Genomic DNA, 24,324 nt, shown 5'->3' on the forward strand with positions numbered 1-24,324 from the left:
GGCACTGGGACGATCCCCTCTCTTGGCACATCGGCTAATCATGCCGGTTGTTGGGGATTGATAGCCTGCAATTCGCGCCACTTTCGATCCAGCAGCGTTTTCGCTTCCCGGACCGCCCGGCTTTTCCAGTGCTCATGCTTTTTCAATACCCACCCGACAACGGGACGGTCTCCCATCCAGATCCGTTCTTCCATGTAAATCTCCCAATGAAAACAGCCGCTTTTTTTCACTTTGGCACGTAACGTGGCACCCGATGAATCTGCTAATTCCAAATAGACCCAGTTCCCCAAAGCGCCCCTGATCTCTACAGTGGTGATTCGGCAGTCGTTGTTGTGCATGGATGTGATGTTCTCCCCTTCATCAGATCACGATGCGTTTCTCTTTTTGTTTTAACGCATGATATAACCGGGTGCAACCGGTCTTTTCCCGTCCCGCTGGTTGAACATGACACCACACAATGATCGGCAAACAATTTTCACTACAATTTTCTAGCAATAAGTTATAAAGATCGAACGGGAAACCCAGGCCTTCAGGGATGCGAGCGAAAACCCGTGAAACTACATCCACCCCGGGCTTGGACGAAGCCGTGGGTGGATGTGGGTTGCCACGCCAGATGAAGCGAGAAACCCCACGGCGACCAATGGGAGTGACTCTGGTGCTTCAGCCGTGGGGGCAAGTCACAATCGCAATGGGATTGGATACACGCATGGTGGATTTAGCCCGGACCATTTAGACCGGGTATTTTATTCAGACAAAAAAGCAAGGGCATAATGCATCCCTTGCTTCTGATGATCCCTTTAAACTTTTGTCATCCGGCGTGTACGCTGACGGTGGATTCGGGGTATACCTTCACACCGTCCACCCGAACCAATCTACGGAACTCTTCCAGCAGTTGGCGCGTGATGGGGCCCGGTTTACCGTCGCCGATCTCCCGACCGTCTACGTTGACGACCGCGATCACTTCGGCGGCGGTTCCGGTCAAAAACGCCTCGTCCGCTACATAGACGTCGTGCCGCGTAAACGGCTCTTCTTTGACCTGGTATTGCAGTTGATGTGCCAGGTCGATAATGGCTTGGCGGGTGATGCCTTCCAGCGCTCCCAAATACCCCGGCGGGGTGTACAGCACACCGCGTTTGACGATGAAGATGTTGTCACCCGAACCTTCCGCCACATATCCGTCGGAATTCAACATCAGGGCTTCACCCACACCCGCGCGGTTCGCTTCGATTTTCACCAAGATATTGTTGAGGTAGTTGAGCGATTTGATCTTCGGATTCAAGGCGTCCGGCACGTTCCGACGGGTCGGAACAGTTACAATATGCAGACCCTTTTCATAGGTCTCCTGCGGGAACAGACTGACTTGATCGGCAATGATGATCACCTCGGGCCGGGCACATTTTTCCGGATCCAAACACAATCCCCCCACGCCGCGCGAGACGATCAGCCGGATGTAGGCATCACGCAATTGGTTTTTCCGCACCGTTTCCACCACGGCTTGTTCCATTTCTTCCAACGTGTAAGGAATGTGGAGCAGGATGGACTTGGCCGATTCATACAGCCGCACGAGATGCTCCCTCAACCGGAACACGTTGCCGTCATATACGCGAATGCCCTCAAACACGCCGTCCCCGTATAGAAAGCCGTGGTCGAACACGGATACTTTGGCATCTTCTTTTCTAACATACTCCCCATTCATGTAAACCCATCGTTCTGTCACTCCAAGACACCTCCAAGAATGGTAAAAATAAAAAAGCCTTTTCCGTGCAGGTCAAACGAAACGTCAGAACCTGCCGCTCGAGGCTTTTATCCCCACGGTGTACACCGGTATCCGGTGTTGATACCGCTCGGTCGCAGACCTTCACCGGTTCGGCGAAGCGGAACCCTAGGTATCCTCCTGACTAAAACAATGATTTCGAATATTGAGGATTATTATAAACCCCCTCCCGCTTGATGTCAACGGGAGAGTGATTGAACAGATTGTGAACGATAGCAAGGATACGATCCCAATACACGCACCTGGCAACCAAACGCCTCGATTTCGGCAATGGCCCCTTTCAGCAGCACATGCTCTCTTTCCATTTCCGCATCGATAATAAAGTAATAGTTCCCCAGACCCGTTTTGGTCGGACGTGATTCGATTTTCGTCAAGTTGATCTTGCGCCAGGCGAATGTAGCCAGCACTTGATGCAGCGCGCCGGGAAAATCACTGGCCAAGGTCACGCACAAACTCGTTTTCCACTGACCGGGCGGTGTGCGGCGTGCTGGCAAAGGGGCGCCCACCGCGATAAAGCGGGTGTAATTGTTTTGGAAGTCTTGTACATCAGCTGCCAGTATGTGCAGGTTATAGCGCTTTGCGGCCTGTCGTGTGCCGATCGCGATCCACGCCTCCACCGGATGCCGGCTCACTTTTTCCGCCGCTTCTGCCGTGCTGTTGGCAAATTCCACCTGTGCCTGCGGATAATGATGGCGCAGATGCAACTGACATTGTGCGACCGCCTGCGGATGGGAGATGATCCTACTCCACGCCTCCTTCGGACGGTTGGCTTGCGCGGGATGAACGAGCAGGCACTGGGTGATCGGATGAACCAATTCACCAACGATGGGGACGTCCACTTGGTGAATCAACCAATCCAGGGTCAGGTTGACCGCCCCTTCAATGGCGTTCTCTACCGGGATCACACCATGCGTGCATTCCCCCCGATCGACAGCCGACAGCACATCCGGGATGGTGGGATACGGCATCATGTGGACGGTCTGATCAGAAAATAGCTGACATGCCGCTTCATGTGTGAATGTGCCTTCCGGTCCCAAATACCCTATCGTCGGTTTCATCGTTCATCTCCTTTTAGATGTTTCTCATGAATGTACCCCATTTTTCGAATGTTGTCAATCGGACAGTTGCCCCATCGGGCCAAGGCTTCAACACTTCGATGTTGACGGGGATGCCCGCCTGACCAAATGCCTTGCGCATAAAGTCCACGAGAGGCTCGGTCTCGCGTGCAAATGCGATCACTGTTGGACCGGCTCCACTCAATGCCGCCCCCCATGCACCGTTTTGCGGTGCCTCTCGCAACACCCGCTCCATTCCAGGGATCAGCGAGGCGCGATAAGGTTGGTGAAAACGATCCCGCATCGCCGTCTGCAACAGTTCCCATTTGCCGGTGAAAAAGGCGGCTGTCAGCAAGTTGGCCCGACTGCTGGCCAACACTGCTTCATTGTGCGGCAACTGAGGCGGCAGCGCCTGCCTCGCCTGGGAAGTTGGCAACGGATATGCGGGGATGGCCGCCACCACATCCCAATCCGGGCAGGGGGCTTGCACAACATCCACCCGCTCTCCGTCCCATGAGCCAATCACCACACCGCCCAGTAGTGATGCGCTCACATTGTCCGGATGACCTTCATGCCTTGTGGCCTTTAGTAGAATTTCCTCCTGATCCCACGGTTCACCCAAAAGATGATTGGCCAACAAAAGGCCCGCGATAATCGCTGATGCACTGCTGCCCAACCCTCTCATCAACGGGATGTCGCTCTCCACTTGAATGTGGAGGGGTGGAGCCGTCTGACCGACAGAGCGGCACGCGCCTTCCACCACCTGTAACAGGAAGTTTCGACCGTCTTGTGGCAATCCTTCAAGATGCGGGCCGATCAATTCCAGCTCCATCCGTTCCGCGGGATACGCCCGGATGCGAAGGAAACGGTTCAAGGCCATCCCAATCGAATCAAACCCCGGGCCCAGGTTGGCGGTGCTGGCCGGCACCGCGATTTCAATGCCCTTGTGCTCACACATGGGAAACACCTTTTTCCTCCAGAATTTCTTCCAGCACCGCATCCATCGTGCAGGGGATCACGCGTGGCTTTACCGCTGCCGCCTCCAATGCGGTGGACGGATCTTTCAACCCGTTGCCAGTCAGTACGCACACCACTTTGGAACCAGGACGCAATGCGCCTTGGGCCCGCATTTTCATCACACCGGCTAACGACGCGGCTGAAGCAGGCTCGGAGAAGATGCCTTCTGAACGGGCCAGGATCCGGTATGCGCTGAGGATCTCATCATCGGAAACACAATCGATTCGTCCGCCGGACTCTTCCGCCGCCCGTACTGCCAAATGCCAGCTGGCCGGATTTCCGATACGGATGGCGGTAGCGATCGTCTCGGGGCGTTCAATCGGTTCACCGCGGACAATCGCCGCCGCCCCTTCGGCTTCAAATCCCCACATGTGCGGCAAACGGTCAATCTTACCGGCTTTTTTGTACTCGACAAATCCCTTCCAGTATGCGGAGATGTTGCCCGCATTGCCAACCGGAATCGCCAAAATGTCGGGCACTTCTTCCAACTGGTCACACACCTCGAACGCCGCCGTTTTCTGTCCTTCCAAGCGGTAGGGATTGACCGAATTCACCAGCGTAATCGGGTGTTGGTCGGCGATTTCACGCACCAATGTAAGTGCCTGATCAAAGTTGCCTTCCACCGCCAACACCTCCGCACCGTAGACCACGGCCTGCGATAATTTTCCCAAGGCGACATGGTTATTGGGCACCAATACGATACAACGCAATCCGACCCGCGCGGCATACGCTGCAGCAGAGGCGGAGGTATTGCCTGTCGATGCACAGATCACCGCCCGGCAACCCTCTTCCAATGCTTTGGCGATGGCCATCACCATGCCCCGATCCTTAAACGATCCGGTCGGGTTGGCTCCCTCCACTTTGAAATACAGCTCCACACCCCATTCTTTGGATAACTTTTCGGCTTTGACCAACGGCGTGTTTCCTTCATGCAGAGTGATCATGGGCGTGTGATCGTTGATCGGCAGATATTGTCGAAAGTGATGCAGCAGTCCTCTCCACATGCTTTCTCTCTCCTTTGTTCCCATCACATTCCTTGTGCGGGAAGTTTATTCGCCTGACCCCACCAGCATCGCACGACTGACACCGTCCAACTCCTGCAGCCCGTCGATCAGACGAGTGACATCGGTATTCAGGTAGACGGTATCTACTGACATAGTAACGTTGGCCACGCCTTGCAACGGAATCGTCTGGTGAATCGTCAACACATTTCCGCCATGTTCCGCCAAATGGCGCAACACTTGAGACAACACACCGGAACGGTGTTCCAGCGTCAACGAGATGGTGACGATCTTGGATTTGACCATCGCATTGAACGGGAAGATCCCGTCCTTGTATTTATAAAACGAACTGCGACTCAGACCCACGCGTTCCACGGCTTCCTGAACCGTGCGAACCTCTCCCTTCGCCAGCAACTGTTTGGCTTCCACTGTTTTCTGTATCGCTTCCGGTAACAGCTCTCCCTTGACCAAATAATAGGCGTCTGCTTCAAATCCCATGCGACGTCCTCCTGTAGTAGACAAATGTTTGTTTACTTTGGACATTATAAGAGGTGGAAGCGTTGTCAGGCAAGTATTTTTTTGAACCGTGAGAAAAAATGCCGATCCATCCGGACTGTGATACCATAAAATTCGTCATCATTTCCAAAGGAGGGAGAGAGCATGATTTCCGTGTTGTTCGTCTGTTTGGGCAACATTTGCCGCTCACCAATGGCGGAAGCGGTCTTCCGACACATGGTGAAAGAAGAGGGTTTGGAAGACCGAATCCGTGTTGATTCGGCGGGCACCGGTGACTGGCATACGGGCGAACCCCCTCACCATGGTACACGCCGCATTCTCAAACAATACGGCATCGCTCACGAAGGAATTCGCGCCCGTAAGGTGAAAAAACAGGATTTGGAAGACTTTGACTACATCATCGCCATGGACGACAGCAACTTATCCCACCTGCGACGTTTGGCAGACCGGAATCACCAACACCTCTATCGGTTGACCGATTTCATTCCGGAAACAACCTATACGGAAGTACCGGACCCCTACTACACGGGAAACTTCGAAGAAGTATACGAGCTGGTGTCCGCCGGTTGCCGCGGTCTCCTGGAACGGATCAAAGAGGAACAAGGGTGGAAGTGATCTTTCACCACCCTTTAAGCCAGAGTGCATCGGTCAATTTAGATCCGAGCAAAAGGCGCACCCGGACAGAATGGATCTGCCAGATGCGCCTTTGTGGCTCAAAAAAGGGCGGCTCCATTCTTGCAATCGACCTCAATCCCCTCTTATGCCTTGGAGGGGATATCATGTTGCCGAAATGTCCCCACATTAACACAACAACCGGCGCCACGGCAGCCGGTTGTTTTCTGTTGACACATTTACTTTTTTTCCAATACCGTGACGGCAATATCGTCAGCCCCAAGTCCGTTGGTGTTGACACGTACAGACACATCCAGGTTTGCAAATCGTCAACATAAAACAAAAAACCGACAATCCCATCGGACTGCCGGTTTTCAGTCTTGATACCTCATACCAACATGCCGGCCATGGCCGCACTCAACAGCGAACCCATCATACCGGCGATCATGGCGCGCAAACCGAAACTGGCCACATCGCTCCGACGGTTGGGAGCGAGCGAACCAATCACCCCGATCTGAATCGCAATGGAGGAAAGGTTGGCAAATCCGCACAAGGCAAACGTGACGATTGCCACCGTTTTTTCCGACAGATTAGGAATTTGTGGACCAAATGCAGTATAAGCCACGAACTCGTTGAGAATCAGCTTTTGCCCGATATAACCGCCGGCCTGAATCGCTTCCGACCATGGAACGCCCACCACAAACGCAATGGGAGCAAAGAGATAGCCCAATACTTTTTGCATCGACAGTCCGGGTACCCCCACCCAATTGCCGATACCACCCAATATCCCATTGATCAATGCGATCAACCCGATAAACGCCAACAACAATGCGCCAACGTTCAGTGCCAGTTTCAATCCGTCAATCGCACCCCGGGCTGCGGCATCGATTACGTTGACCGATTCAGTGTCTTTGGCCATGCGAATATCTTCATCGGCCAGCGGGGTTTCTGTTTCCGGCATCACGATTTTGGCCATGACCAAGCCGGCGGGTGCCGCCATAATACTGGCCGCGAGCAAATAATGGAGCGGCACTCCTAACAGAGAATAACCCACCAGAACCGAACCGGCAACCGAAGTAAATCCACCAGTCATCACCGCAAACAGTTCAGAAGAGGTAAGCCGAGTCAGATAAGGGCGGATCAGGATCGGTGACTCTGATTGTCCGAGAAAAACGGTCGCCACCGCGGTCAATGACTCCACCTTACTCGTGCCCATCAACCAGGAGATGGTACCGCCCAATATTTGAATGATCCATTGCATGATGCCGAGATAATACAGCACCCCGATCAGGGAAGCGAAAAATATGATCACCGGCAGTACCTGAAGGGCAAACACCGGAGCCTGATGACCTTCCAACAATGGACCGAACAGAAATCGGATGCCTTGATCCGCATATCCGATCCCTTTCTCCACCTGTGAGCTGAACCATTGCAAGACGGCACGCCCCATCGGCCATTTCAACACGAAAAAGGCAAAAGAAAACTGTATTGCTAAACCGACAAGAATGGGGCGCAGACGGATCGCTTTCCTGTCGGTGGACATCAGGAAAGCGATCCCCAGCACCACCAGCATGCCGGCGATTCCCCACAATATATTCACACCAAAACTCCTTCCCATCATTGTCAATCCGTTAATTCGAATTCCATGTCCCCGATCCGGATCGTATCCCCTTCTTTCGCCCCTTTTTCACGCAGGGCATCTTCTACGCCCATTTCCTTCATGATTCGCGCAAAACGGCGAACGCTATCATGATACTGGAAATTGGTCCGTTTCAAGAGACGTTCCACCCGTTCGCCCTGGACGACAAACACATCGTTTTCACGGCGAATTGTGAAAGGCTCTTCCGGCGGTTTACTTTTGTATACTCTGTATGTTTCATCTTGTTCCGCCTCGATGGAGGGTTGTTTCGGAATCCGATCAAGCAAATCTGCCACACCATAAATCAATTCGCGCAACCCTTGACGCGTCGCTGCCGAGATGGGATAAACGGGAATGTCCGGTCCCACCTTTTCACGGAAAGCCTGCAAATGTTCCTCGGCATTCGGTAAATCCATCTTGTTGGCCGCCACCACTTGAGGTCGCTCAGCCAACGATTCCCGGTACAGTTTCAGTTCCTGGTTGATCTGTTTCCAGTCTTCCCACGGATCGCGTCCCTCGGAACCGGCCATATCGATCACATGGATCAATACCCGGGTGCGCTCGACATGGCGCAGGAACTGGTGTCCCAATCCGACACCCTCGTGGGCACCCTCGATCAACCCGGGCAAATCAGCTAGAACGAAGCTGCGCCCGTCACCTACATCCACCACACCCAGATTCGGGGACAGTGTGGTGAAATGGTAGGCACCGATTTTGGGCCGGGCAGCCGAAACCACGGCCAATAACGTCGATTTTCCCACACTGGGATAGCCGACCAATCCGACATCGGCCAGCAGCTTCAGCTCCAATTCCACCCACAGCTCTTCTCCCGGCTCGCCGTTTTCAGCAATTTCCGGAGCGGGGTTGACCGGTGTGGCAAACCGCATGTTGCCCCGTCCTCCCCGGCCGCCGCGGGCGATGACCGCTTCTTGACCGTGCACGGTCAAATCGGCGATGACCTCACCGGTATCGGCATTTTTCACCACGGTTCCCGGCGGCACGCGCACGATCAAAGGCTCTGCATTGGCCCCGTGCTGCCCTTTGGATCGACCGTTCTCTCCCCGTTTTGCTTTGAAATGGCGTTGGTAGCGAAAATCCATCAGTGTGCGCAGTCCTTCGTCCACGCGGAAAATGACATCGCCACCCCTGCCGCCGTCACCGCCTGCAGGTCCGCCGTGCGGGACGTATTTTTCTCGTCGAAAAGCCACCATCCCGTTACCGCCGTCGCCGCCCCGGACAAACACCTTGACTTGATCCACAAACATTCCTCGCCACCTGCCCTTACTTCAACCGTGCCTTCCCTATTACTGACCGATTCAAAAACCGAATGATCCATTCGTTTTCCCCGTTGCGCTTCGTCTCCGTACAATCCTGAAGACCACTTTGCACCCGCGCTACTTCAACCGCATCCGTCAATGGTACCTGTGATGTCAATGTAATCAACAGGGTGTCCCTGTCCGAATCGAACACCATCCGCACAGAGGCATCTTCAGGAGCGACAGCCGAAACAGTCATCAAGCATTTCGCCAGATTCTCCAAATAGACGGCGGCGTCATCACCCTGTTGGGCAGACAAGTCGGAGGTTTCCATGCGGAATTCGATCTGCCAGCGCCAGCCGGGGGCTTGATGACGCAATTGGATCAGCGCCACCGCCAAGAGAGGATGGGAAACTTGGGATAGGGATCGCTCCTGCTCCAGCTCCTTTGCCAGACGAAGCAGATACGGACGAACGCGGTCGGTTTTGTTCATCGAACAATAACCCAGGAGCACTTGAATCTCATTGAGCCAATCATGGCGCAACCGACTCAACCATCGAAGTGCGGTTTCCGCTTCACGGACGAGGATGGTCCGTTCCGTGATGCGTTCGGCCCTTCGTTGCGCCCAAACGATGCTGGCCCACACCACCGCTCCGAGGATCATTCTTCCCCACCAAGGCCAAGGGTAAGCGATCATGGCCACCAACATGATCCCCGCGGGGATCGTCGGCTTCAGCCATGCCTTCCACTTGTCCGGCACAGGCACCGACTCCCATCTCTTTTTCAGATATTTTTTTAGGCGTCCCTATTGTACTTCAATACGACCCACAAAAAAACCCCGGTAGGAACCGGGGCGATATTTCCGCAATCTCAGGCTTGAGCAACCGCTTCTTGCGGATAGACGGACACTTTTTTCCGATCGCGTCCCATCCGCTCAAAACGAACCACACCGTCCACTTTGGCGAACAGAGTGTCGTCTCCACCAATACCTACGCCAAAGCCCGGGTAAATTTTGGTACCGCGTTGACGTACCAAAATGCTGCCGGCGGTAACGAATTGACCGTCTCCACGTTTCACGCCGAGACGTTTGGCAATGCTGTCCCGACCGTTTTTCGTGGAGCCGACCCCTTTTTTCTGAGCGAAGAATTGCAGATTCATTTTCAACATGGGTGTCAACCTCCTTTTCAGCCTTATCGGGCCTCACGATTCTGTATCCGTACATGATCCGGATACGCTTCGGCGATCTCGGCGAGAGAGTGAACCATCGCCTCCATCAGCAACTGCACGCGTTCAGCCGCATTTGGTTCTAGCTCGGGAATGCGACACTCGATTCTGCCTGCGGATTCGTCCGCTGCGTACACGCGGACACCCAACAGTTTTTCCGTCGCATTGACCAGACCTATCGTGATGGACGAGACAGCGGCACAGACGATGTCCCGCCCCGGTTCGTCGAAATAGGCGTGGCCTTCTACGATTACCCGCTCGATTCGCCCGCGCTTCCGGAAAACTTCCACCTGGATCATTTTGGCTTCACTTACGCTTCGATCGCTTCGATCACCACTTTGGTGAACGGTTGGCGATGACCTTGTTTCCGTTTATAGTTTTTCTTCGGTTTGTACTTGAATACAGTGATTTTTTTGCCTTTGCCGTGTTGTTCCACTTTGCCCTTCACCACGGCACCTTCCACGACCGGTTTGCCAACGACCGTCCCGTCTTCTTTGGTCACGAGCAGGACTTTGTCAAAGGTGACGGTTTCCCCTTCGGCCACCGGTAGTTTTTCCACATAAATAACATCGCCTTGTTTGACACGATATTGCTTGCCACCTGTTTCGATGATTGCAAACATCCCGGTACCTCCTCTACTCAAGACTCGCCGGCCAAGGGTGGAGCATACCTTACAAACCCTTGCCGTGCGGTTGTACGCCTTTCCGGGAAAAGGCGTAAGTACACAACGAAGATCTTAGCATAAACGTACGTCCTTGTCAAATCTTGTTGTATATCCTTTACAAGTCCCCGATACACCGGTCGTGTTCGCGATGGTCCAACAACCGGGACAGCACCACTTCTTCCGGTATCACGCGTCGGGTGCCTCGAACCATGATCACATGATACGCTTCTTTCCGCCATATTTTAACCACCGACAGCAATGTGGCCCGCGGAGAAACACGCAAGGTGATCAAACGGGATGATGGTGGTGGCGGATGACTCTTTCGACTAACCAAAAAACGCATGAATTGGAATTCTCGATGCCGCCACGCCTGCCAATTGGCGTGCAATAAAAATGCGGCGATCAGGACGAGATTGAGATGAATTCCACCGATCCATCCCCACACCATCAGCAGCCCGGCCGCGACAGTGCTGATCTTCACCGACCATGCCACCGCCTTCCGATACGGCAACACATATCCCAAAAGCGCCTGCATCACCCGACCACCGTCCAGCGGATAGATCGGCAAAAGGTTAAATCCAACCAACATCGCATTGAGATGGATGAAATAGTGGGTCCACTCTTGATCCCACCAGCCGATCCATATAAACAGGCCGCCCGCCAATATCATCATGACATTGTGAAACGGCCCGGACAACGCGACAATCAGTTCTTCATGAATGGGTACACTTCCCCATTCATCTGTTTTTACCACCCCACCGAACGGTAATAGTTCTAACGTCTGTATCCGCCATCCCAAAGACCATGCCGCGGTGACATGGCCCATCTCGTGAATGATCACCAACACGAACAACGTCACGATTTCCAAAAAGCGTCCCATCACCACTGCCAACAGGATGACGATCCAAAACAGGAAATGAATGCGGACCTTCAATCCCTGCCACGGCAGGTGATTATTCAAACGGTATCACTTCCGCGGGATTGACAAATGTTCCGTTTCTGCGCAAAGCAAAGTACAGCAGGGGTCGTCCGCCCGATCCACCGATCTCTCCCAACAATTGTTTCCCGGTCACCCAATCCTTGGTCCGAACCCGGACCGTTTCCAACCAGCCATACCATGTTTCCCTGCCGTCGGCATGACGGATCACCACGGTTTTTCCCAATCCCGGTTTCGACCCGGCAAACACGACCCAGCCGTCCGATGCCGCCACGACCGGCGCGGTATTTGCAGCTTGAATCACCACGCCACGTCCATCCTTGGCAAAAGGTTGCGCCACTCTCCCTTTGACCGGTGTGTACCAAGATGGTGTCGGTTTGATGCGCTGATTGTCCGTCACCCCGGAAAACGCCGGAAGGAAGTCCTCCGCGCCCCCCGCATACGTGCGATACCACTCAGCCACACCCGCAAAATTGAAGTCCCGATGGAGTGCTTCACTGATCCACTCTTGGGTGCGTCTGCTCATGGTTGAATCGGATTGGAACACCAAATAGGTAAAAGAAAGGAGCAAAAAAGCTGCAAACGTTTGATAGAGTAACCGACCGGTATTGTTTTTCTTTGGCTCCTCCGTCCACCATCCCGGTCGGTTCCACGGCGCACTCTCTTCGCGCCGCCGGTCGAGCCGATCCGCCCGCGGTCGGGAAGAGCGAAACGGCAATGGAGGCTGACCCTGTTGAATCGCCCGCACTTGCCGTTCCCGTCGCTTACGGATTCCCTGGGCCCACTCCCGCATTTTTGACCCCATCCCTTCGTTCGGCATGTCCTTAGATTGTTATCAAGATATGAGACAAGCGGTTCAGTTATGCTCACATTGCCGATGGATAAAGGGATGTGGACCCCATCAAAAAACGGGGGAATATTTCCCCCGAAACTGTGCATGATTATGTACATCATCGGATCAGGCAAAGCCCAGCCACCTTTTCAATTTGGACATCATATTACGCTCTTTGTCCAATACCAAGAGCGGTACCGATTCCCCCTGAATTCGGCGCGCAATGTTGCGATATGCCTGTGCGGCCAGACAATCATGATGCAGAACGATCGGTTCCCCTTGATTGCCGGCACGGATGATGCGCTCGTCGTCGGGTACGACACCCAACAGGTCGATGGCTAAAACAGATACCACTTCATCGACGTCCATCATGCCCCCGTCTTTGACCATTTGGGTTTTGAGCCGGTTCACCACCAGTTTGGGGGCTTCCACCCGTTCCTTCTCCAGCAATCCGATCACCCGGTCGGCATCCCGAACCGAAGCGTTTTCCGGTGTCGTTACAACAATGGCCTGATCGGCACCGGCTACTGCATTTTTAAAACCGGTTTCGATCCCGGCTGGACAATCGATAATCACATAATCGAATTCTTCCTTCAACTCCCCGATCAATTTGCGCAACTGATGGGCGGACACAGCTGACTTGTCCTTGGATTGCGCTGCTGGCAACAGATACAGTTCATCACAACGCTTATCACGGATCAACGCCTGCTGCAAACGGCAATTTCCCTCGATCACGTCGACAAGGTCATAGACGATCCGATTTTCCAGTCCCATCAGGACATCCAAATTGCGCAATCCGATATCGGTGTCCACCAAGCACACTTTTTTCCCCGATAAGGCGAGGGCGGTACCGACGTTGGCGGTCGTGGTGGATTTGCCCACACCGCCTTTTCCCGAAGTTACAACGATGGACTCCCCCACAACTTCTCCTCCTCTCGGGCTTACCCCCTCTTACCATCGCCGCATTCGGTTTTCTTTCCATTCTTTATCTGGTCGAATGAGGCTGAAATGATGAATCTTGTCCACCGCAATCTGGTGATTGACCAAATAGGCGAATTTCATTTCCACATCCGATTCGTCCCACTCATCGGGCGGCCGGGAGATGGTATCCGCGATGCGCAACTGCGTCGGACGAAACTGAGCGGCAGCGATGATCGCCGTCTCGTCGCCTTCACTTCCGGCATGAGCCAGCCCGCGCAAGGCGCCCAAAACGTACAAGCTGCCCGTCGTCCGGACGCATCCACCTGGATTGACATCCCCCATCAACAACAGATCGCCCCGATGTTCCAATACTTGCCCGGACCGAACCGTACCGGTCAACATGCAAATGCCCGTATGCCCATCTGCCAGATATGGCATGCCGTCTGCCTCAATGGATGTGATGATCAGGTTTTTGCGAAGCGAAAACAGCTTGCGCATCTCCGCTTCTTCCTGCTGTGTGATCTGCCTTTGTCCCAGCTTGATCCACACACGGGTATCGGGACCGTCCCAAATCGGGCCGCCGCTGTCCAATTTATGTTTCAATTCATTCAGGATTTCGGAAAACGGGCGCGAATCGTCAAACAAAAACAGCAGCCCATCTTTGGTCCCCTTGATGGTTACGCCCGGTTTTAGCACTTTTTTCATGCTCGTGTCACCCCGTCTCAACATATGGATTTCGGCGAATCTCATGCAATTTCCTTCTTCCACCAAGGGGCGGTTCACGGCGGAACGCCAAGGCGTAACGGGATCAATCAAATGAAAGAGAACGGGTACCCCATTTCCGGTTCACCCACCGCAACACGCGATCGACAGGGAGGGCGGCTACAATATTGAACACTACGGACGGCGCGACGTGATAAAGTAAAGCCTCATTCCAATCCATTTCCGTCAATCCAAACAGACGATACAAACCGTATGTCATGATCAGATGGACGGTGATACTGAGAGACGTGGTCAGTAACGACACGATCGCACCGGGGGCGAATTGACGGGAGATGAGGCCGGCGAAATAGCCGACTGCCGCCATTGTGAACGCATGCATGCCGAGAACCGGACCATACACCACATCATACAACAGTCCGAATCCGAAACCGTAAATCAGTCCGGCTCGTTCCCCACGAAACAGTGAAAGAATGACTACACCAGCCACCACCAATTGGGGAACAATCACAATAGTGCTTCCCCAAGCCTGGGGAAGCACCCATTGCAACACCGTTCCTTCCAACACCAATAAAAAGAAAAGAAACCCGGCGAAGACTGCGCGATACACCATCATTTCCCCCCATTGCCGGCGGCACCCGTCTGTCGTTCAAACTGACGCAGTTGAATCTTCTCCGGGTCGCGCACGACCAGCACATAGCTGAGCTGTTCCATGGAGGCCGCCGGTTTGACGTACACCGTCTTGTCCACCCCGTACTCACCGGGTGCGACACCGTCCACAGTGCCGATCAGCAAACCGCCGGTATAGATATCGGATTGGTCAGACGTAACCACGATATCGCCTTTTTTCGGTTTGGCCGTTGCCGGGATATACTTCATGACCAGGCGTTGCCGTTCCTCGTCAAACCCGTCCACAATGCCAAAATAGGTTCCGTGTGCGGTCTGCAAATGTGCCGCGATGCCGGGGCTTTCGTCCGAATCGGTCAGCAACTGGACGTCGGCCATGTGCCCGGTGACCGCTATGACTCGCCCAATCAGCCCTTGGTTGGTTATCACAGGCATGTGGACCAACACCCCGTCTTCGGAACCGCGGTCGATCATCACCCGGTTGTTCCATCGGTCCGGATTGCGCGCCACGACGTGGGCCGCGATATAGGAAACTTCATTTCCTTTCCGGTATCCGATGATCTCTTTTAACTGGCGGTTCTCCTCTTGCAGTCTCGCCAGTTGTGATTTCAACTGCAACACCTGTGTGGAAGCGGAGGTCTCCCCGGACGGCGAAGGAGCATGGAACCACCTGACCAAAACGGAAGTGGGTCGATACAACCCACTTCCCACCGTGTCCGTCACATTTTTGATCCAGCGCTCGGGAAGCGTCAATTCGTTACGCTCCCCGCGCGTCATTCCCATCATGGACAACAGGGCAATCATCGACAACAACAACACCAACAATCTTCGATTCCCAAACAGTCGCGACAACAACGGCGATCACCCCGGTTACCGACGTCGTCCGAATCGGAAGCCCGTGGACGAACCGGATGTGAACAAATGGATGTTTTCCAACGCCCGACCGGTGCCGATGGCTACACAATCGAGCGGGTTGTCCGCCACGACCACCGGCATCTCGGTTTCCAGGCTCATCCGTTTGTCCAAATTGCGCAACAAGGCACCACCGCCTGTCAACACAATGCCGCGGTCCATGATGTCAGCGGCCAATTCAGGCGGGGTTTGCTCCAGTGTCTGTTTCACTGCGTCCAAAATTTCATCCACTGTGTCGGACAACGCCTCGGCGATTTCCCGGGAAGTGATATGGATCGTTTTGGGCAATCCTGTGATCAGGTCGCGGCCGCGAATATCCATCGCCTTGCCGTCGTCTGTCGGCATAGCGGATCCAATCTCCAACTTCAATGTCTCCGCGGTGCGCTCTCCGATCATCAAGTTGTAATTCTTTTTGATGTATTGAATGATGGCTTCATCCATCTCGTCACCGGCCACACGAAGCGATTTGCTCGTCACGATCCCTCCTAACGAGATGACGGCCACTTCCGTCGTTCCCCCACCAATATCGACGACCATGCTACCGGTCGGTTCCCATACCGGTAACTCCGCACCGATCGCCGCTGCAAACGGCTCCTCGATCGTGTACGCTTCCTTGGCCCCCGCTTGACGCGTCGCTTCTTCCACCGCCCGCTTTTCCACAGGTGTGACGCCCGAGGGCACACACACCATCACGTTGGGTTTGCGGGGGATATAGACCCGGTGTTGCTTTTGAGCCTGGCGAATGAAGTACTCGATCATGGTCGCCGTTGTGTTGTAATCGGCGATCACACCATCCTTCATCGGACGGATTGCCACGATGTTGCCCGGAGTACGTCCGATCATCCGTTTCGCTTCGTTGCCGACTGCCTTGATTTCTTCCGTCCCGGTTTCCAACGCCACGACGGAAGGCTCGCGCACGACGATCCCCTGTCCTTTCACATAAACCAAGGTATTCGCCGTGCCCAAATCAATCCCCATATCCCTCGTAAATCCGCCAAACATCGGGAATCTCTCCTTCCGACTGTCCTCTTCATTGCTTCCCAACCCTATTCCTATTCACATCAGCCGTCCACCTTCCGTCACTAACGCGGTTCGCCAGGCAGATATCCGTTTTCACGCATACTGAGAAACACGTCGTCACCAATGACAATATGGTCGATCAATTCAATCCCGACGATCCTACATACCCGAAATAACCGTTCCGTTACCTGAATATCTTCCACACTCGGGCTCGGATCTCCGCTGGGATGATTGTGGAAGCATATGACACTGGCGTCACTGCGGCGAATCGCTTGACGGAACACTTCTCTGGGGTGAACGACTGAACTATTCAAAGTCCCGACAAAAATGCGCTCTTTTTCGAGTACATAAATTTTGGTGTTTAAAAAGAGGCAAACAAAATGCTCCTGTTTGAGGTGGCGCACCTCTTCCATAACCCAATCAGCGGCATCTTTCGGCGAACGAATCGCTTTTCGCTCGGGGGGCAGCGTACGGGAGATCCGCCTGCCCAATTTGATCCCCGCAAACAGTTGAACTGCTTTGGCCGGGCCGATCCCGCGAATGTTCATCAGCTCGTTGAGTGTCACATCGGCCAATTCACGCAGTCCACCCGTTTGCGCGAGCACACGTTCCGCTAGACGAAGAGCTGACTCCGACGATGTGCCCGTCCGAAGCAGAATCGCCACCAGCTCTGCATTGGACAAGCGTTCCGCCCCCTCGCGTATCATCCGCTCACGGGGACGTTCGCTTTCCGGTACATCCCGGATTCTCAAATGTGCGCCTGGGTTCACCCGATGCACCCCCGCATCTCCCGACTTTCATCGCCGGGGTCTTCCGTCCGATGGCCCAAATTTGGTGAAATCGATCAACGAATACCCCATGTCCCGCACCATTTCATACAACAAGGGGACCGAAAGACCCACCACATTGGTGTAGCAACCGTCAATCCCCGTGACCCACAAGGAACCCAGACCTTGAATGCCGTAGGAACCGGCCTTGTCCATCGGTTCTTTCGTATAGATATACCATTCGATTTCATCGGGGCTCATGGGTCGCATGTGAACCTGGGTGATGCGATGGCGGACACTCCGGCGTGATATCTCCCCGTTTATGTCTGTTTCCACCAGCGCAAGGCCACTGTATACCTGATGGGTTCTGCCTTGCAGCCGATTCAACATCGCATACGCTTCCCGACTATCCGCCGGTTTGCCCAGGACCTCACCGTCCAGCACGACGACAGTGTCCGCGCCGATTACCAGAGAATCCTTGCAGGATCGAGCGACGGACTCAGCTTTGCGTAGCGCCAATTGTTCCACTATTTCACCTGGAGCAAGCGGCTGTGATATCTGTTCGTCGACCGTACTGGGAATCACTTCAAATAAAAGGCCCAGGCCGCTCAAAATCTCACGGCGGCGAGGGGAAGCGGATGCGAGAACCAGTGTCCGCTTGATCAACACCAACGCCTCCAGTCTTTAAACAGCAAACGTGTTTAATAACCAGACATGTGATAGTCTGCACGAAGGAGTATGGAAACATATCCCGTTCAGTTATGACGGCATTCGGGAAGACAAGAAGAACCTTCCCCTAGACGGAAGGCAACAAGCAGGACGGAAGGATCTTCAGCGGGTTGAAGGTTGAAACCATTCAAAACCTCGTAGGATCACTCTCGTTTTTAGTGTAGCAAAATCAAAAGGGGCGAACAAGCAAGATTTCGCTCACTTCCAGGCCGACACGAATTGTTCATAAGACAGTGCATAGCGAACCAACCCCTCTTGCATCTGCCAAACCAGGGCAGAACTGGGGTTTTTTTGCGCTTCCTCCGCGCCCTGCACGGCAAGATCCAGCGCCTGCATCATGCCCAGAGCTGCTGACTTTGCTTTTTTGGGCAGCTTGGATTCCAATCGGGTACCTTGGATCACATACGCTTGATACTGATTCTGCAAATCGTTCATCCCCGAAAATGCCGTCACGGTGTTGTCGCTCTGCAAATGAGACACTGTCTGTAGGCCCAACCGCTGAAACAATTGATGCCCTTTCTCCGCAAAAACCGTCATCTCCTTGGACCAGCGAGCTTGTTCTTCAGGGATGCGAACGCCATCTCCTCGCACAGCCCAATCCTTCAGATAGACCTGTACATTTCGCTTTTGATAGATGACGGACAGTTTCAGGGCATCATCTCGATTGATGCCCACCCCCAGATAGATTCGGTGCGGCGGATCAGGCGTCATCACTGCCGCCCACCCTTCGCTCCGAAGACCTTCCACTGTTTGTTGCGCTCTCTTTTTTTCGGAATAGCTACCCGCCTGTAAGAGGACCGCTTGTAAGGAAGGAAGCGAAACCGCCGTTCCCGGCTTTTGCGAAACCTTCCCGCTTTCCATATCCGACGGGGTGGTCTTCAGATGGGAATCAATCGTGCGGGTATGCACAGCGTCACCCGAAAAAAACGTAGACAACAGCGTCATCCCCATCAATGTGCCCAACACGATCGCACCGATGATCGATAGTACCAACCAACCCGCCGGCCAACCTGAAAACAGGGAAACCCGATTCCGACGAGAACGCAGGGGAGAGGACGGGGAACGCCATCCAATCCCTTCATCCCACTGCTCCTCATCCGCTGAAAATACGAGTGGAAACCGGGAACGGATTGATTCCTCCTCCTTGGAATGGACAACCTCTGTAGTCATAGACGTTGGATTGTCCCGGTTTGTTTCAGCCTTCGGCGACAGCGGTTTGCCACCTACTTTGATTCGTTTGGGAGCATCGGCGGGCTCCCCCTTCCCACCGGGAGACTGGGAACGCAGCGTGATCCGGGGTTGGGGCATGGTCATCCTCTCCTTATCTAATCTGCTACCACATGTATATGGTTTTGCTAGAGAAGATAGAACCCGGCGGAAGCGAGCCATACCATGCCGCCCATGCATCTCCCCAGAAATAGGCAGTGACGATCCCCGCCGCCAAAAACGGGCCAAAGGGAATCGCCTCTCCGCTCCAACACGACCAGTTGCCCACCACCACAACGCCGTCACATCGCCGACACACACGGAAAGCCACAGTGCAACCACTACCGCAGGCCATCCCAACACCCATCCAGCCATCCCCAAGAGTTTGACGTCTCCCCATCCGATCCCCTTGCTGATCCAAGCCAGAATCGCCAACATCAAACCTCCGGCCAAACAGCCGGTCAAGTAGGTAGTCCAAGGATGGGGCCCCACCCACAACCGAAGGATGGCAAACAACCATGTGACGGGGTAGATGACCATATCCGGGATCCACTGCAGGTGTAAATCCGTAATCGTCACGAGCAACAACACGGCAAACAACAGTATCGCCACCGCCGACTCGGTCATCCCGGGACCCAATACGGCGAGGAGCCCGTATACTCCTCCTAAACACGCCGGCATGATCCATTCCATGGCAGGGTGCCACATGGAGAAATGATGCCATTTTGATGGGAACCCGCTTCCCCATCGAATGCAGAGAAACCAACCGAAGCGTACCAGCCAGCCCCCGATCCACCACCCACCAACCGCCGCCCATACCCCGATCACATCCATGATTTCACTGCTCCAGCTTCGATCAACCCCATCTGCAGCAGGCGATCCGTCTCCTGTTCGAACGTTTGCATCCCCCATGCCGACCCCGCCTGCATGAGAGACGGAAGCTGATGAAGTTGACCTGAGCGAATGAGATTGGCGGCAGCAGTGGTGTTGATCAACACCTCAAATGCAGCCACACGGCCGCCTTCCTCTCTTCGGGGCATCAGCCGTTGCGCAACCACACCGGCCAATTGTTCGGACAACTGCATGCGGACAATAAGACTGTTGATCCGCAGGAAATGCGTCAATCAACCGGTACACCGCTGAGACGGTGTCCGCGGCATGCATCGTCGCCAATACCAATCTGCCCGTTTCCGCGGCGCGGATGGCCGTATGCATCGTTTCCCGATCACGCAGTTCCCCTACAACCAGACAGTCCGGATCTTGCCGCAAAGCCGCATACAATCCCCCTTCAAATCCCGTGGTATCGCACCCAACTTCCCGCTGCTCGATCATTGACCGCCAGGGGGTTTGCCGATACTCGATCGGATCTTCCAGTGTGATGATCCGCAAAGCATCGTGCGTGTTCAATGGTGGACCAAAGCAGCTACGGTCGTCGTTTTCCCCGCTCCCGTCGGTCCGACGACCACCAGCAGACCATGCATCCGCTCACACAGTTGCAACACGGATCGCGGAATGCCGATCCTTTCGGGTGTGGGAATACAGGTGGGCAAAACGCGGACGGAGATGGCCATCTCCCCCGCCCCTTTGTGAAATGCATGTACACGGATGCGCGTCGCCTCGTTCCATTCGGACGACCGCGTCAGTTTCTTCCCGTTCCCGTGCTCGTTCCCACCCTCTTTCCCCCAGTAACGCAATCCCCCAAACGTCTACATCATCAGCGGTCAATACCTCATCACTCATGGGACAGATCCTGCCGTCCAAAAGCATGTACGGTCGATGACCTACGGAGAGGTGCACATCGGATGCACCCAGTCAAATTGCGATGGACAACCAATCCGGCTCCGGCAAACCTACGCCCCCCGTCATAGTAGCTTGATTCTATTTGGGATAGTCATGTTTTACCATGTATATATTTTATCATTTTGTATATGGTTGTCTAATATTATTTTATCTGCTTGAGATAATCTTTTTAGGTTTTTCTAATATAAAATGGTACCTTCGCCCGTCAAACTCTCAAAACGACCGTAGCTCAAAACAAAGGCGACTTTCCCTTCCTGTTCATGAGCAAAGAGAGATACTGTTCCATCACGCGACAGAGTGTGGTGAGACCTTGCTCCAAATCTCCTTCCGTAGTCGGTGAGAAACTGATACGCAAATGTCGCCACTGAATCTGGTTGGGATCACACGCAGACCCCGGCAAAAACCGAATGCCAGCTTTTTCCGCCTCCGCCAGCAGTTCGTTGGCATTGGCTCCTTCAGGCAATGACACCCATACATTAAAGCCACCTTTGGGTATCTTCCAAGTCACACCGTCGGGTGCATGCCGTTCCAACACACGAATCGTCAGATCCCGCCGTTCACACAATGTTTCCCGAAGACGGCGCAGACTTTCCCGGATCAATCCGTTTTCGAACAAGGGAAGGATCACTCTCTGATTCAGCAAGGGGGTTCCCAGGTCGGCATTGGTCTTGGCCGCCACCAGTCGTTCCAACACCGGGCCGTTCGCGATCAAAAAACCGATCCGGCATCCAGGGGATAAGATTTTTCCCAGTCCCTTGATATAAATGACATTGCCCGTTTCATCCATCGATTTGAGATGCGGCGGGGGCGGTTCATCAAAATGTATTTCACTCCATGGATCATCCTCCAGTACCAGGCAATTGATTTCAGACGCGATAGCGATCAGCTCCCGCCGCCGCTTGACGCTCATCACCGAACCCGTCGGGTTGTGAAAGGAGGGGATTGTGTAGATCAACTTGGGTGTGCATCGGTCCAACAGACTGATCAACTCATCGATTCGCATCCCATGTTCGTCCACCGGTACTGACAGCACGGTGGCGCCACGACTGCGGAACGCATCGATGGCGGCCGTGTAAGTGGGCTCTTCGGTGACAACCACGTCCTGGGGGCCCACAAAACTTCGCGCCACCAGATCGATTGCCTGTTGCGAGCCGTTGGTCACCAAAATTTCATGCGCGGATACGGTAATTCGTTCCCCGCTGATGTAACGCGCCAAAGCTTGACGTAACACGAGATCTCCCTGAATCTCGCCGTATTGCGCCAACACGTCCGGTTCCTCCCGGATCAAACGTCGAATACTGTCCGCCAATGCCTGCGTGGGCAACAGGGAGGGATGGACGACCGATTGAGCCAAATCGATGGGGACTTCACTCTTCTGATACTGCCAATATTGCGAGCGATACAAATAGTCCACGACAGGAAACGTTTTCTGTCGTTCTTTCGCCTGATCGGTTTTCGCATGTTCTTCATAGACGAACGTCCCTTTGCCATGGACACGGGTGATCAATCCTTCCTCCTCCAGCAGATCCAGTGCATGAACCACCGTGACCGGACTCACCTGCAACATCCTGGCCAACTGGCGGACGGAAGGCAACCGGGCACCCCGCTCGAGATGTCCGGATAAAATCCGGTCGGCAATGGCTTGGTGAATCTGCTGGGCGAGCGGCACTTTGGATTGGCGGTTGATGACGAGTTTCATCGCATTCACTCCAACTGTTACAATCTGATATTGACTGTTACATATGATGATACATAAAATTCAGCCGAAAATGGAGAAAAAAAGGGGGAACCATCATCATGAGTCAACATCAAACCGGTACGGACCGTGTGAAACGCGGCATGGCCGAGATGCAAAAAGGCGGCGTTATCATGGACGTCGTCAACGCCGAACAGGCCAAAATCGCGGAAGCCGCCGGAGCGGTAGCCGTCATGGCACTAGAACGCGTTCCGGCCGACATTCGGGCCGCAGGCGGCGTGGCGCGGATGGCGGACCCGACCGTTATCGAAGAAGTGATGAACGCGGTGAGCATTCCGGTCATGGCCAAAGCGCGAATCGGACACTTCGTGGAGGCACGTCTGTTGGAAGCGCTGGGCGTGGACTACATCGACGAAAGTGAAGTGCTCACACCGGCCGACGACCGTTTTCACATCGACAAAACGCAATTTACCGTGCCGTTCGTCTGCGGAGCACGGGATTTGGGAGAAGCACTGCGCCGGATCGGTGAAGGCGCTTCGATGATCCGGACCAAAGGGGAACCCGGTACCGGCAATATTGTCGAAGCCGTCCGCCATATGCGGATGATGCAGAGCCAGATCCGCAAGGTGCAATCCATGTCCCGCGACGAGCTGATGGCGGAAGCCAAACAGCTGGGGGCACCGTATGAGTTGTTGCTGGAAGTACACGAAACCGGTCGCCTGCCGGTCGTCAACTTCGCAGCAGGCGGTGTGGCGACCCCGGCGGACGCGGCGTTGATGATGCACCTGGGAGCCGACGGCGTATTCGTTGGATCGGGGATTTTCAAATCGGAGAATCCGGAAAAATATGCTCGTGCGATCGTGGAAGCGACGACGCACTACGAAGATTTCGAGCTGATCGCCCATCTGTCCAAAGGTTTGGGCGGCGCGATGCCGGGAATCGAGATCAACCGCTTGGAACCGGCGGCCCGGATGCAGGATCGGGGTTGGTAAGACAAAAGCCCGTTCTCTCATGGAAACGGGCTCCCAAAAGGAATGGCTGAGATTGGTGACAAACCCCCGCCCTTTTCCTTGAAAAAGGGATCGGGGGTTGTATATTTCAGCTTTTTTACATAAAAGGCATTGCTAACTTGACACTCCACACGGCTAAAGCCGTGGGATTCTTGAGTGGTTAACGCCCTCAGTCCATTTCTGTTTCGGGCAACCCTCAAGCTAAGGGCTGTGTCATCAGCCCGTCCCACCCGGTTAGCACGTACCCGGATGGGCGGCACACCTGTTACCAGTGTGCTAGGCTACTAACCCTGAAATGGCTTTGGCGATGTTGATCGCCCCATTCAGATCAGCGTGGATGGTGTATCCGCACTGTTTGCACTTGAAGCGGATACCGCTTCGGTTCGCCT

30 protein-coding genes and 1 other annotated feature are annotated in these 24,324 nt (G+C 54.2%); of the genes, 3 read left to right on the plus strand and 27 right to left on the minus strand.

Features of this window, described 5'->3' with window-relative positions; all coding sequences use genetic code 11:
* Positions 1–38 precede the first annotated feature (38 nt).
* The 6 genes from NWF35_RS08350 to NWF35_RS08375 all read right to left on the minus strand — a co-directional run bounded on the left by NWF35_RS08350 (position 39) and on the right by NWF35_RS08375 (position 5,345).
* Complete coding sequence (locus NWF35_RS08350; RefSeq protein WP_301238598.1) at positions 39–338, minus strand: hypothetical protein; 300 nt, start codon at positions 336–338, stop codon at positions 39–41.
* 470 nt (positions 339–808) lie between these two features.
* Positions 809–1,717, minus strand: a complete 909-nt coding sequence (gene ilvE / locus NWF35_RS08355) for a branched-chain-amino-acid transaminase (protein ID WP_301238599.1) — start codon at positions 1,715–1,717, stop codon at positions 809–811.
* A gap of 236 nt (positions 1,718–1,953) precedes the next feature.
* Positions 1,954–2,832: a prephenate dehydratase gene (gene pheA / locus NWF35_RS08360; protein ID WP_301238600.1), complete on the minus strand. Its 879-nt coding sequence runs from the start codon at positions 2,830–2,832 to the stop codon at positions 1,954–1,956.
* A gap of 13 nt (positions 2,833–2,845) precedes the next feature.
* Positions 2,846–3,787 carry a homoserine kinase gene (gene thrB, locus NWF35_RS08365; protein ID WP_301238627.1) on the minus strand — a complete coding sequence of 314 codons (942 nt, stop codon included), beginning with the start codon at positions 3,785–3,787 and terminating at the stop codon, positions 2,846–2,848.
* The gene (thrC, locus tag NWF35_RS08370) at positions 3,780–4,850 is read right to left on the minus strand and encodes a threonine synthase (protein ID WP_301238601.1); all 1,071 of its coding nucleotides are present in this window, start codon (positions 4,848–4,850) and stop codon (positions 3,780–3,782) included. The genes thrB and thrC overlap by 8 nt, the downstream gene beginning before the upstream one ends.
* Before the next feature lie 45 nt (positions 4,851–4,895).
* A complete protein-coding gene (locus tag NWF35_RS08375) occupies positions 4,896–5,345 on the minus strand; it encodes an ACT domain-containing protein (protein ID WP_301238602.1) in 450 nt (149 codons plus the stop codon).
* Between the two features lie 162 nt (positions 5,346–5,507).
* On the opposite strand from NWF35_RS08375, the gene NWF35_RS08380 reads away from it, so the two are divergent.
* Together NWF35_RS08380 and NWF35_RS08385 are read left to right on the plus strand one after the other, a co-directional pair.
* Positions 5,508–5,978: a low molecular weight protein-tyrosine-phosphatase gene (locus NWF35_RS08380; protein WP_301238603.1), complete on the plus strand. Its 471-nt coding sequence runs from the start codon at positions 5,508–5,510 to the stop codon at positions 5,976–5,978.
* On the plus strand, positions 5,969–6,313 hold the full coding sequence (locus tag NWF35_RS08385; protein WP_301238604.1) for a hypothetical protein: 345 nt from the start codon (positions 5,969–5,971) through the stop codon (positions 6,311–6,313). Before NWF35_RS08380 ends, NWF35_RS08385 begins: the two co-directional genes overlap by 10 nt.
* Positions 6,314–6,363: 50 nt before the next feature.
* Here NWF35_RS08385 and NWF35_RS08390 read toward each other — a convergent pair whose 3' ends face one another.
* From NWF35_RS08390 to pdxR, 20 genes are all read right to left on the minus strand, one after another.
* Positions 6,364–7,575, minus strand: a complete 1,212-nt coding sequence (locus NWF35_RS08390; protein ID WP_301238605.1) for a NupC/NupG family nucleoside CNT transporter — start codon at positions 7,573–7,575, stop codon at positions 6,364–6,366.
* A 23-nt stretch (positions 7,576–7,598) separates the two neighbouring features.
* On the minus strand, positions 7,599–8,879 hold the full coding sequence (gene obgE / locus NWF35_RS08395) for a GTPase ObgE (protein ID WP_301238606.1): 1,281 nt from the start codon (positions 8,877–8,879) through the stop codon (positions 7,599–7,601).
* 16 nt (positions 8,880–8,895) lie between these two features.
* Entirely contained in the window at positions 8,896–9,630 is a 735-nt protein-coding gene (locus tag NWF35_RS08400) for a Spo0B domain-containing protein (RefSeq protein WP_301238607.1), read from the minus strand.
* Positions 9,631–9,740: 110 nt separating this feature from the next.
* On the minus strand, positions 9,741–10,037 hold the full coding sequence (rpmA, locus tag NWF35_RS08405) for a 50S ribosomal protein L27 (protein WP_301238608.1): 297 nt from the start codon (positions 10,035–10,037) through the stop codon (positions 9,741–9,743).
* A gap of 23 nt (positions 10,038–10,060) precedes the next feature.
* A complete protein-coding gene (locus tag NWF35_RS08410; protein WP_301238609.1) occupies positions 10,061–10,393 on the minus strand; it encodes a ribosomal-processing cysteine protease Prp in 333 nt (110 codons plus the stop codon).
* A gap of 11 nt (positions 10,394–10,404) precedes the next feature.
* Positions 10,405–10,716, minus strand: coding sequence for a 50S ribosomal protein L21 (rplU, locus tag NWF35_RS08415; protein WP_301238610.1), 312 nt, complete (start codon positions 10,714–10,716; stop codon positions 10,405–10,407).
* A gap of 9 nt (positions 10,717–10,725) precedes the next feature.
* Positions 10,726–10,798, minus strand: a sequence feature (ribosomal protein L21 leader region).
* Between the two features lie 75 nt (positions 10,799–10,873).
* Positions 10,874–11,719, minus strand: a complete 846-nt coding sequence (locus NWF35_RS08420; protein WP_301238611.1) for a M50 family metallopeptidase — start codon at positions 11,717–11,719, stop codon at positions 10,874–10,876.
* Positions 11,712–12,488: a M23 family metallopeptidase gene (locus NWF35_RS08425; protein ID WP_301238612.1), complete on the minus strand. Its 777-nt coding sequence runs from the start codon at positions 12,486–12,488 to the stop codon at positions 11,712–11,714. The genes NWF35_RS08420 and NWF35_RS08425 overlap by 8 nt, the downstream gene beginning before the upstream one ends.
* 165 nt (positions 12,489–12,653) lie before the next feature.
* Positions 12,654–13,448 carry a septum site-determining protein MinD gene (minD, locus tag NWF35_RS08430; RefSeq protein ID WP_301238613.1) on the minus strand — a complete coding sequence of 265 codons (795 nt, stop codon included), beginning with the start codon at positions 13,446–13,448 and terminating at the stop codon, positions 12,654–12,656.
* Between the two features lie 30 nt (positions 13,449–13,478).
* Positions 13,479–14,153, minus strand: a complete 675-nt coding sequence (locus tag NWF35_RS08435) for a septum site-determining protein MinC (protein WP_435873865.1) — start codon at positions 14,151–14,153, stop codon at positions 13,479–13,481.
* Positions 14,154–14,256: 103 nt separating this feature from the next.
* The gene (mreD, locus tag NWF35_RS08440) at positions 14,257–14,778 is read right to left on the minus strand and encodes a rod shape-determining protein MreD (protein WP_301238615.1); all 522 of its coding nucleotides are present in this window, start codon (positions 14,776–14,778) and stop codon (positions 14,257–14,259) included.
* Between the two features lie 2 nt (positions 14,779–14,780).
* Positions 14,781–15,647 carry a rod shape-determining protein MreC gene (gene mreC, locus NWF35_RS08445; RefSeq protein ID WP_301238616.1) on the minus strand — a complete coding sequence of 289 codons (867 nt, stop codon included), beginning with the start codon at positions 15,645–15,647 and terminating at the stop codon, positions 14,781–14,783.
* Between the two features lie 18 nt (positions 15,648–15,665).
* The gene (locus NWF35_RS08450; protein ID WP_301238617.1) at positions 15,666–16,709 is read right to left on the minus strand and encodes a rod shape-determining protein; all 1,044 of its coding nucleotides are present in this window, start codon (positions 16,707–16,709) and stop codon (positions 15,666–15,668) included.
* A gap of 80 nt (positions 16,710–16,789) precedes the next feature.
* Positions 16,790–17,506, minus strand: a complete 717-nt coding sequence (radC, locus tag NWF35_RS08455) for a RadC family protein (RefSeq protein WP_435873863.1) — start codon at positions 17,504–17,506, stop codon at positions 16,790–16,792.
* Between the two features lie 18 nt (positions 17,507–17,524).
* Positions 17,525–18,160: a Maf family protein gene (locus NWF35_RS08460; RefSeq protein ID WP_301238618.1), complete on the minus strand. Its 636-nt coding sequence runs from the start codon at positions 18,158–18,160 to the stop codon at positions 17,525–17,527.
* 261 nt (positions 18,161–18,421) lie between these two features.
* Positions 18,422–20,263 (minus strand): prepilin peptidase, encoded by a 1,842-nt coding sequence (locus NWF35_RS08465; RefSeq protein WP_301238619.1) that lies wholly within the window; start codon positions 20,261–20,263, stop codon positions 18,422–18,424.
* Positions 20,254–20,442 (minus strand): hypothetical protein, encoded by a 189-nt coding sequence (locus NWF35_RS08470; protein ID WP_301238620.1) that lies wholly within the window; start codon positions 20,440–20,442, stop codon positions 20,254–20,256. Before NWF35_RS08470 ends, NWF35_RS08465 begins: the two co-directional genes overlap by 10 nt.
* Positions 20,429–20,836 carry an ATPase, T2SS/T4P/T4SS family gene (locus NWF35_RS08475; RefSeq protein ID WP_301238621.1) on the minus strand — a complete coding sequence of 136 codons (408 nt, stop codon included), beginning with the start codon at positions 20,834–20,836 and terminating at the stop codon, positions 20,429–20,431. The genes NWF35_RS08470 and NWF35_RS08475 overlap by 14 nt, the downstream gene beginning before the upstream one ends.
* On the minus strand, positions 20,833–21,123 hold the full coding sequence (locus NWF35_RS08480; RefSeq protein ID WP_301238622.1) for a hypothetical protein: 291 nt from the start codon (positions 21,121–21,123) through the stop codon (positions 20,833–20,835). The genes NWF35_RS08475 and NWF35_RS08480 overlap by 4 nt, the downstream gene beginning before the upstream one ends.
* 335 nt (positions 21,124–21,458) lie before the next feature.
* Positions 21,459–22,928 (minus strand): MocR-like pyridoxine biosynthesis transcription factor PdxR, encoded by a 1,470-nt coding sequence (pdxR, locus tag NWF35_RS08485; protein WP_301238623.1) that lies wholly within the window; start codon positions 22,926–22,928, stop codon positions 21,459–21,461.
* A 98-nt stretch (positions 22,929–23,026) separates the two neighbouring features.
* On the opposite strand from pdxR, the gene pdxS reads away from it, so the two are divergent.
* The gene (gene pdxS, locus NWF35_RS08490) at positions 23,027–23,917 is read left to right on the plus strand and encodes a pyridoxal 5'-phosphate synthase lyase subunit PdxS (protein WP_301238624.1); all 891 of its coding nucleotides are present in this window, start codon (positions 23,027–23,029) and stop codon (positions 23,915–23,917) included.
* 294 nt (positions 23,918–24,211) lie between these two features.
* On the opposite strand, the gene NWF35_RS08495 is transcribed toward pdxS, so the two are convergent.
* A partial coding sequence (locus tag NWF35_RS08495) for a zinc ribbon domain-containing protein (protein ID WP_301238629.1) occupies positions 24,212–24,324 on the minus strand: 113 nt, incomplete at its 5' end.

The organism is Polycladomyces subterraneus (assembly GCF_030433435.1).
GTDB lineage: Bacteria > Bacillota > Bacilli > Thermoactinomycetales > JIR-001 > Polycladomyces > Polycladomyces subterraneus.

Coding starts and splice junctions, on each gene's coding strand:
- NWF35_RS08410 (WP_301238609.1), bottom strand. CDS start 10,393: ATGATCCAGGTGGAAGTTTTCCGGAAGCGCGGGCGAATCGAGCGGGTA.
- NWF35_RS08350 (WP_301238598.1), bottom strand. CDS start 338: ATGCACAACAACGACTGCCGAATCACCACTGTAGAGATCAGGGGCGCT.
- pdxR (WP_301238623.1), bottom strand. CDS start 22,928: ATGAAACTCGTCATCAACCGCCAATCCAAAGTGCCGCTCGCCCAGCAG.
- thrC (WP_301238601.1), bottom strand. CDS start 4,850: ATGTGGAGAGGACTGCTGCATCACTTTCGACAATATCTGCCGATCAAC.
- NWF35_RS08425 (WP_301238612.1), bottom strand. CDS start 12,488: ATGCGGGAGTGGGCCCAGGGAATCCGTAAGCGACGGGAACGGCAAGTG.
- rplU (WP_301238610.1), bottom strand. CDS start 10,716: ATGTTTGCAATCATCGAAACAGGTGGCAAGCAATATCGTGTCAAACAA.
- NWF35_RS08450 (WP_301238617.1), bottom strand. CDS start 16,709: ATGTTTGGCGGATTTACGAGGGATATGGGGATTGATTTGGGCACGGCG.
- thrB (WP_301238627.1), bottom strand. CDS start 3,787: ATGTGTGAGCACAAGGGCATTGAAATCGCGGTGCCGGCCAGCACCGCC.
- NWF35_RS08435 (WP_435873865.1), bottom strand. CDS start 14,153: ATGAAAAAAGTGCTAAAACCGGGCGTAACCATCAAGGGGACCAAAGAT.
- pheA (WP_301238600.1), bottom strand. CDS start 2,832: ATGAAACCGACGATAGGGTATTTGGGACCGGAAGGCACATTCACACAT.
- obgE (WP_301238606.1), bottom strand. CDS start 8,879: ATGTTTGTGGATCAAGTCAAGGTGTTTGTCCGGGGCGGCGACGGCGGT.
- rpmA (WP_301238608.1), bottom strand. CDS start 10,037: ATGTTGAAAATGAATCTGCAATTCTTCGCTCAGAAAAAAGGGGTCGGC.
- NWF35_RS08380 (WP_301238603.1), top strand. CDS start 5,508: ATGATTTCCGTGTTGTTCGTCTGTTTGGGCAACATTTGCCGCTCACCA.
- NWF35_RS08375 (WP_301238602.1), bottom strand. CDS start 5,345: ATGGGATTTGAAGCAGACGCCTATTATTTGGTCAAGGGAGAGCTGTTA.
- pdxS (WP_301238624.1), top strand. CDS start 23,027: ATGAGTCAACATCAAACCGGTACGGACCGTGTGAAACGCGGCATGGCC.
- NWF35_RS08465 (WP_301238619.1), bottom strand. CDS start 20,263: ATGGATGTGATCGGGGTATGGGCGGCGGTTGGTGGGTGGTGGATCGGG.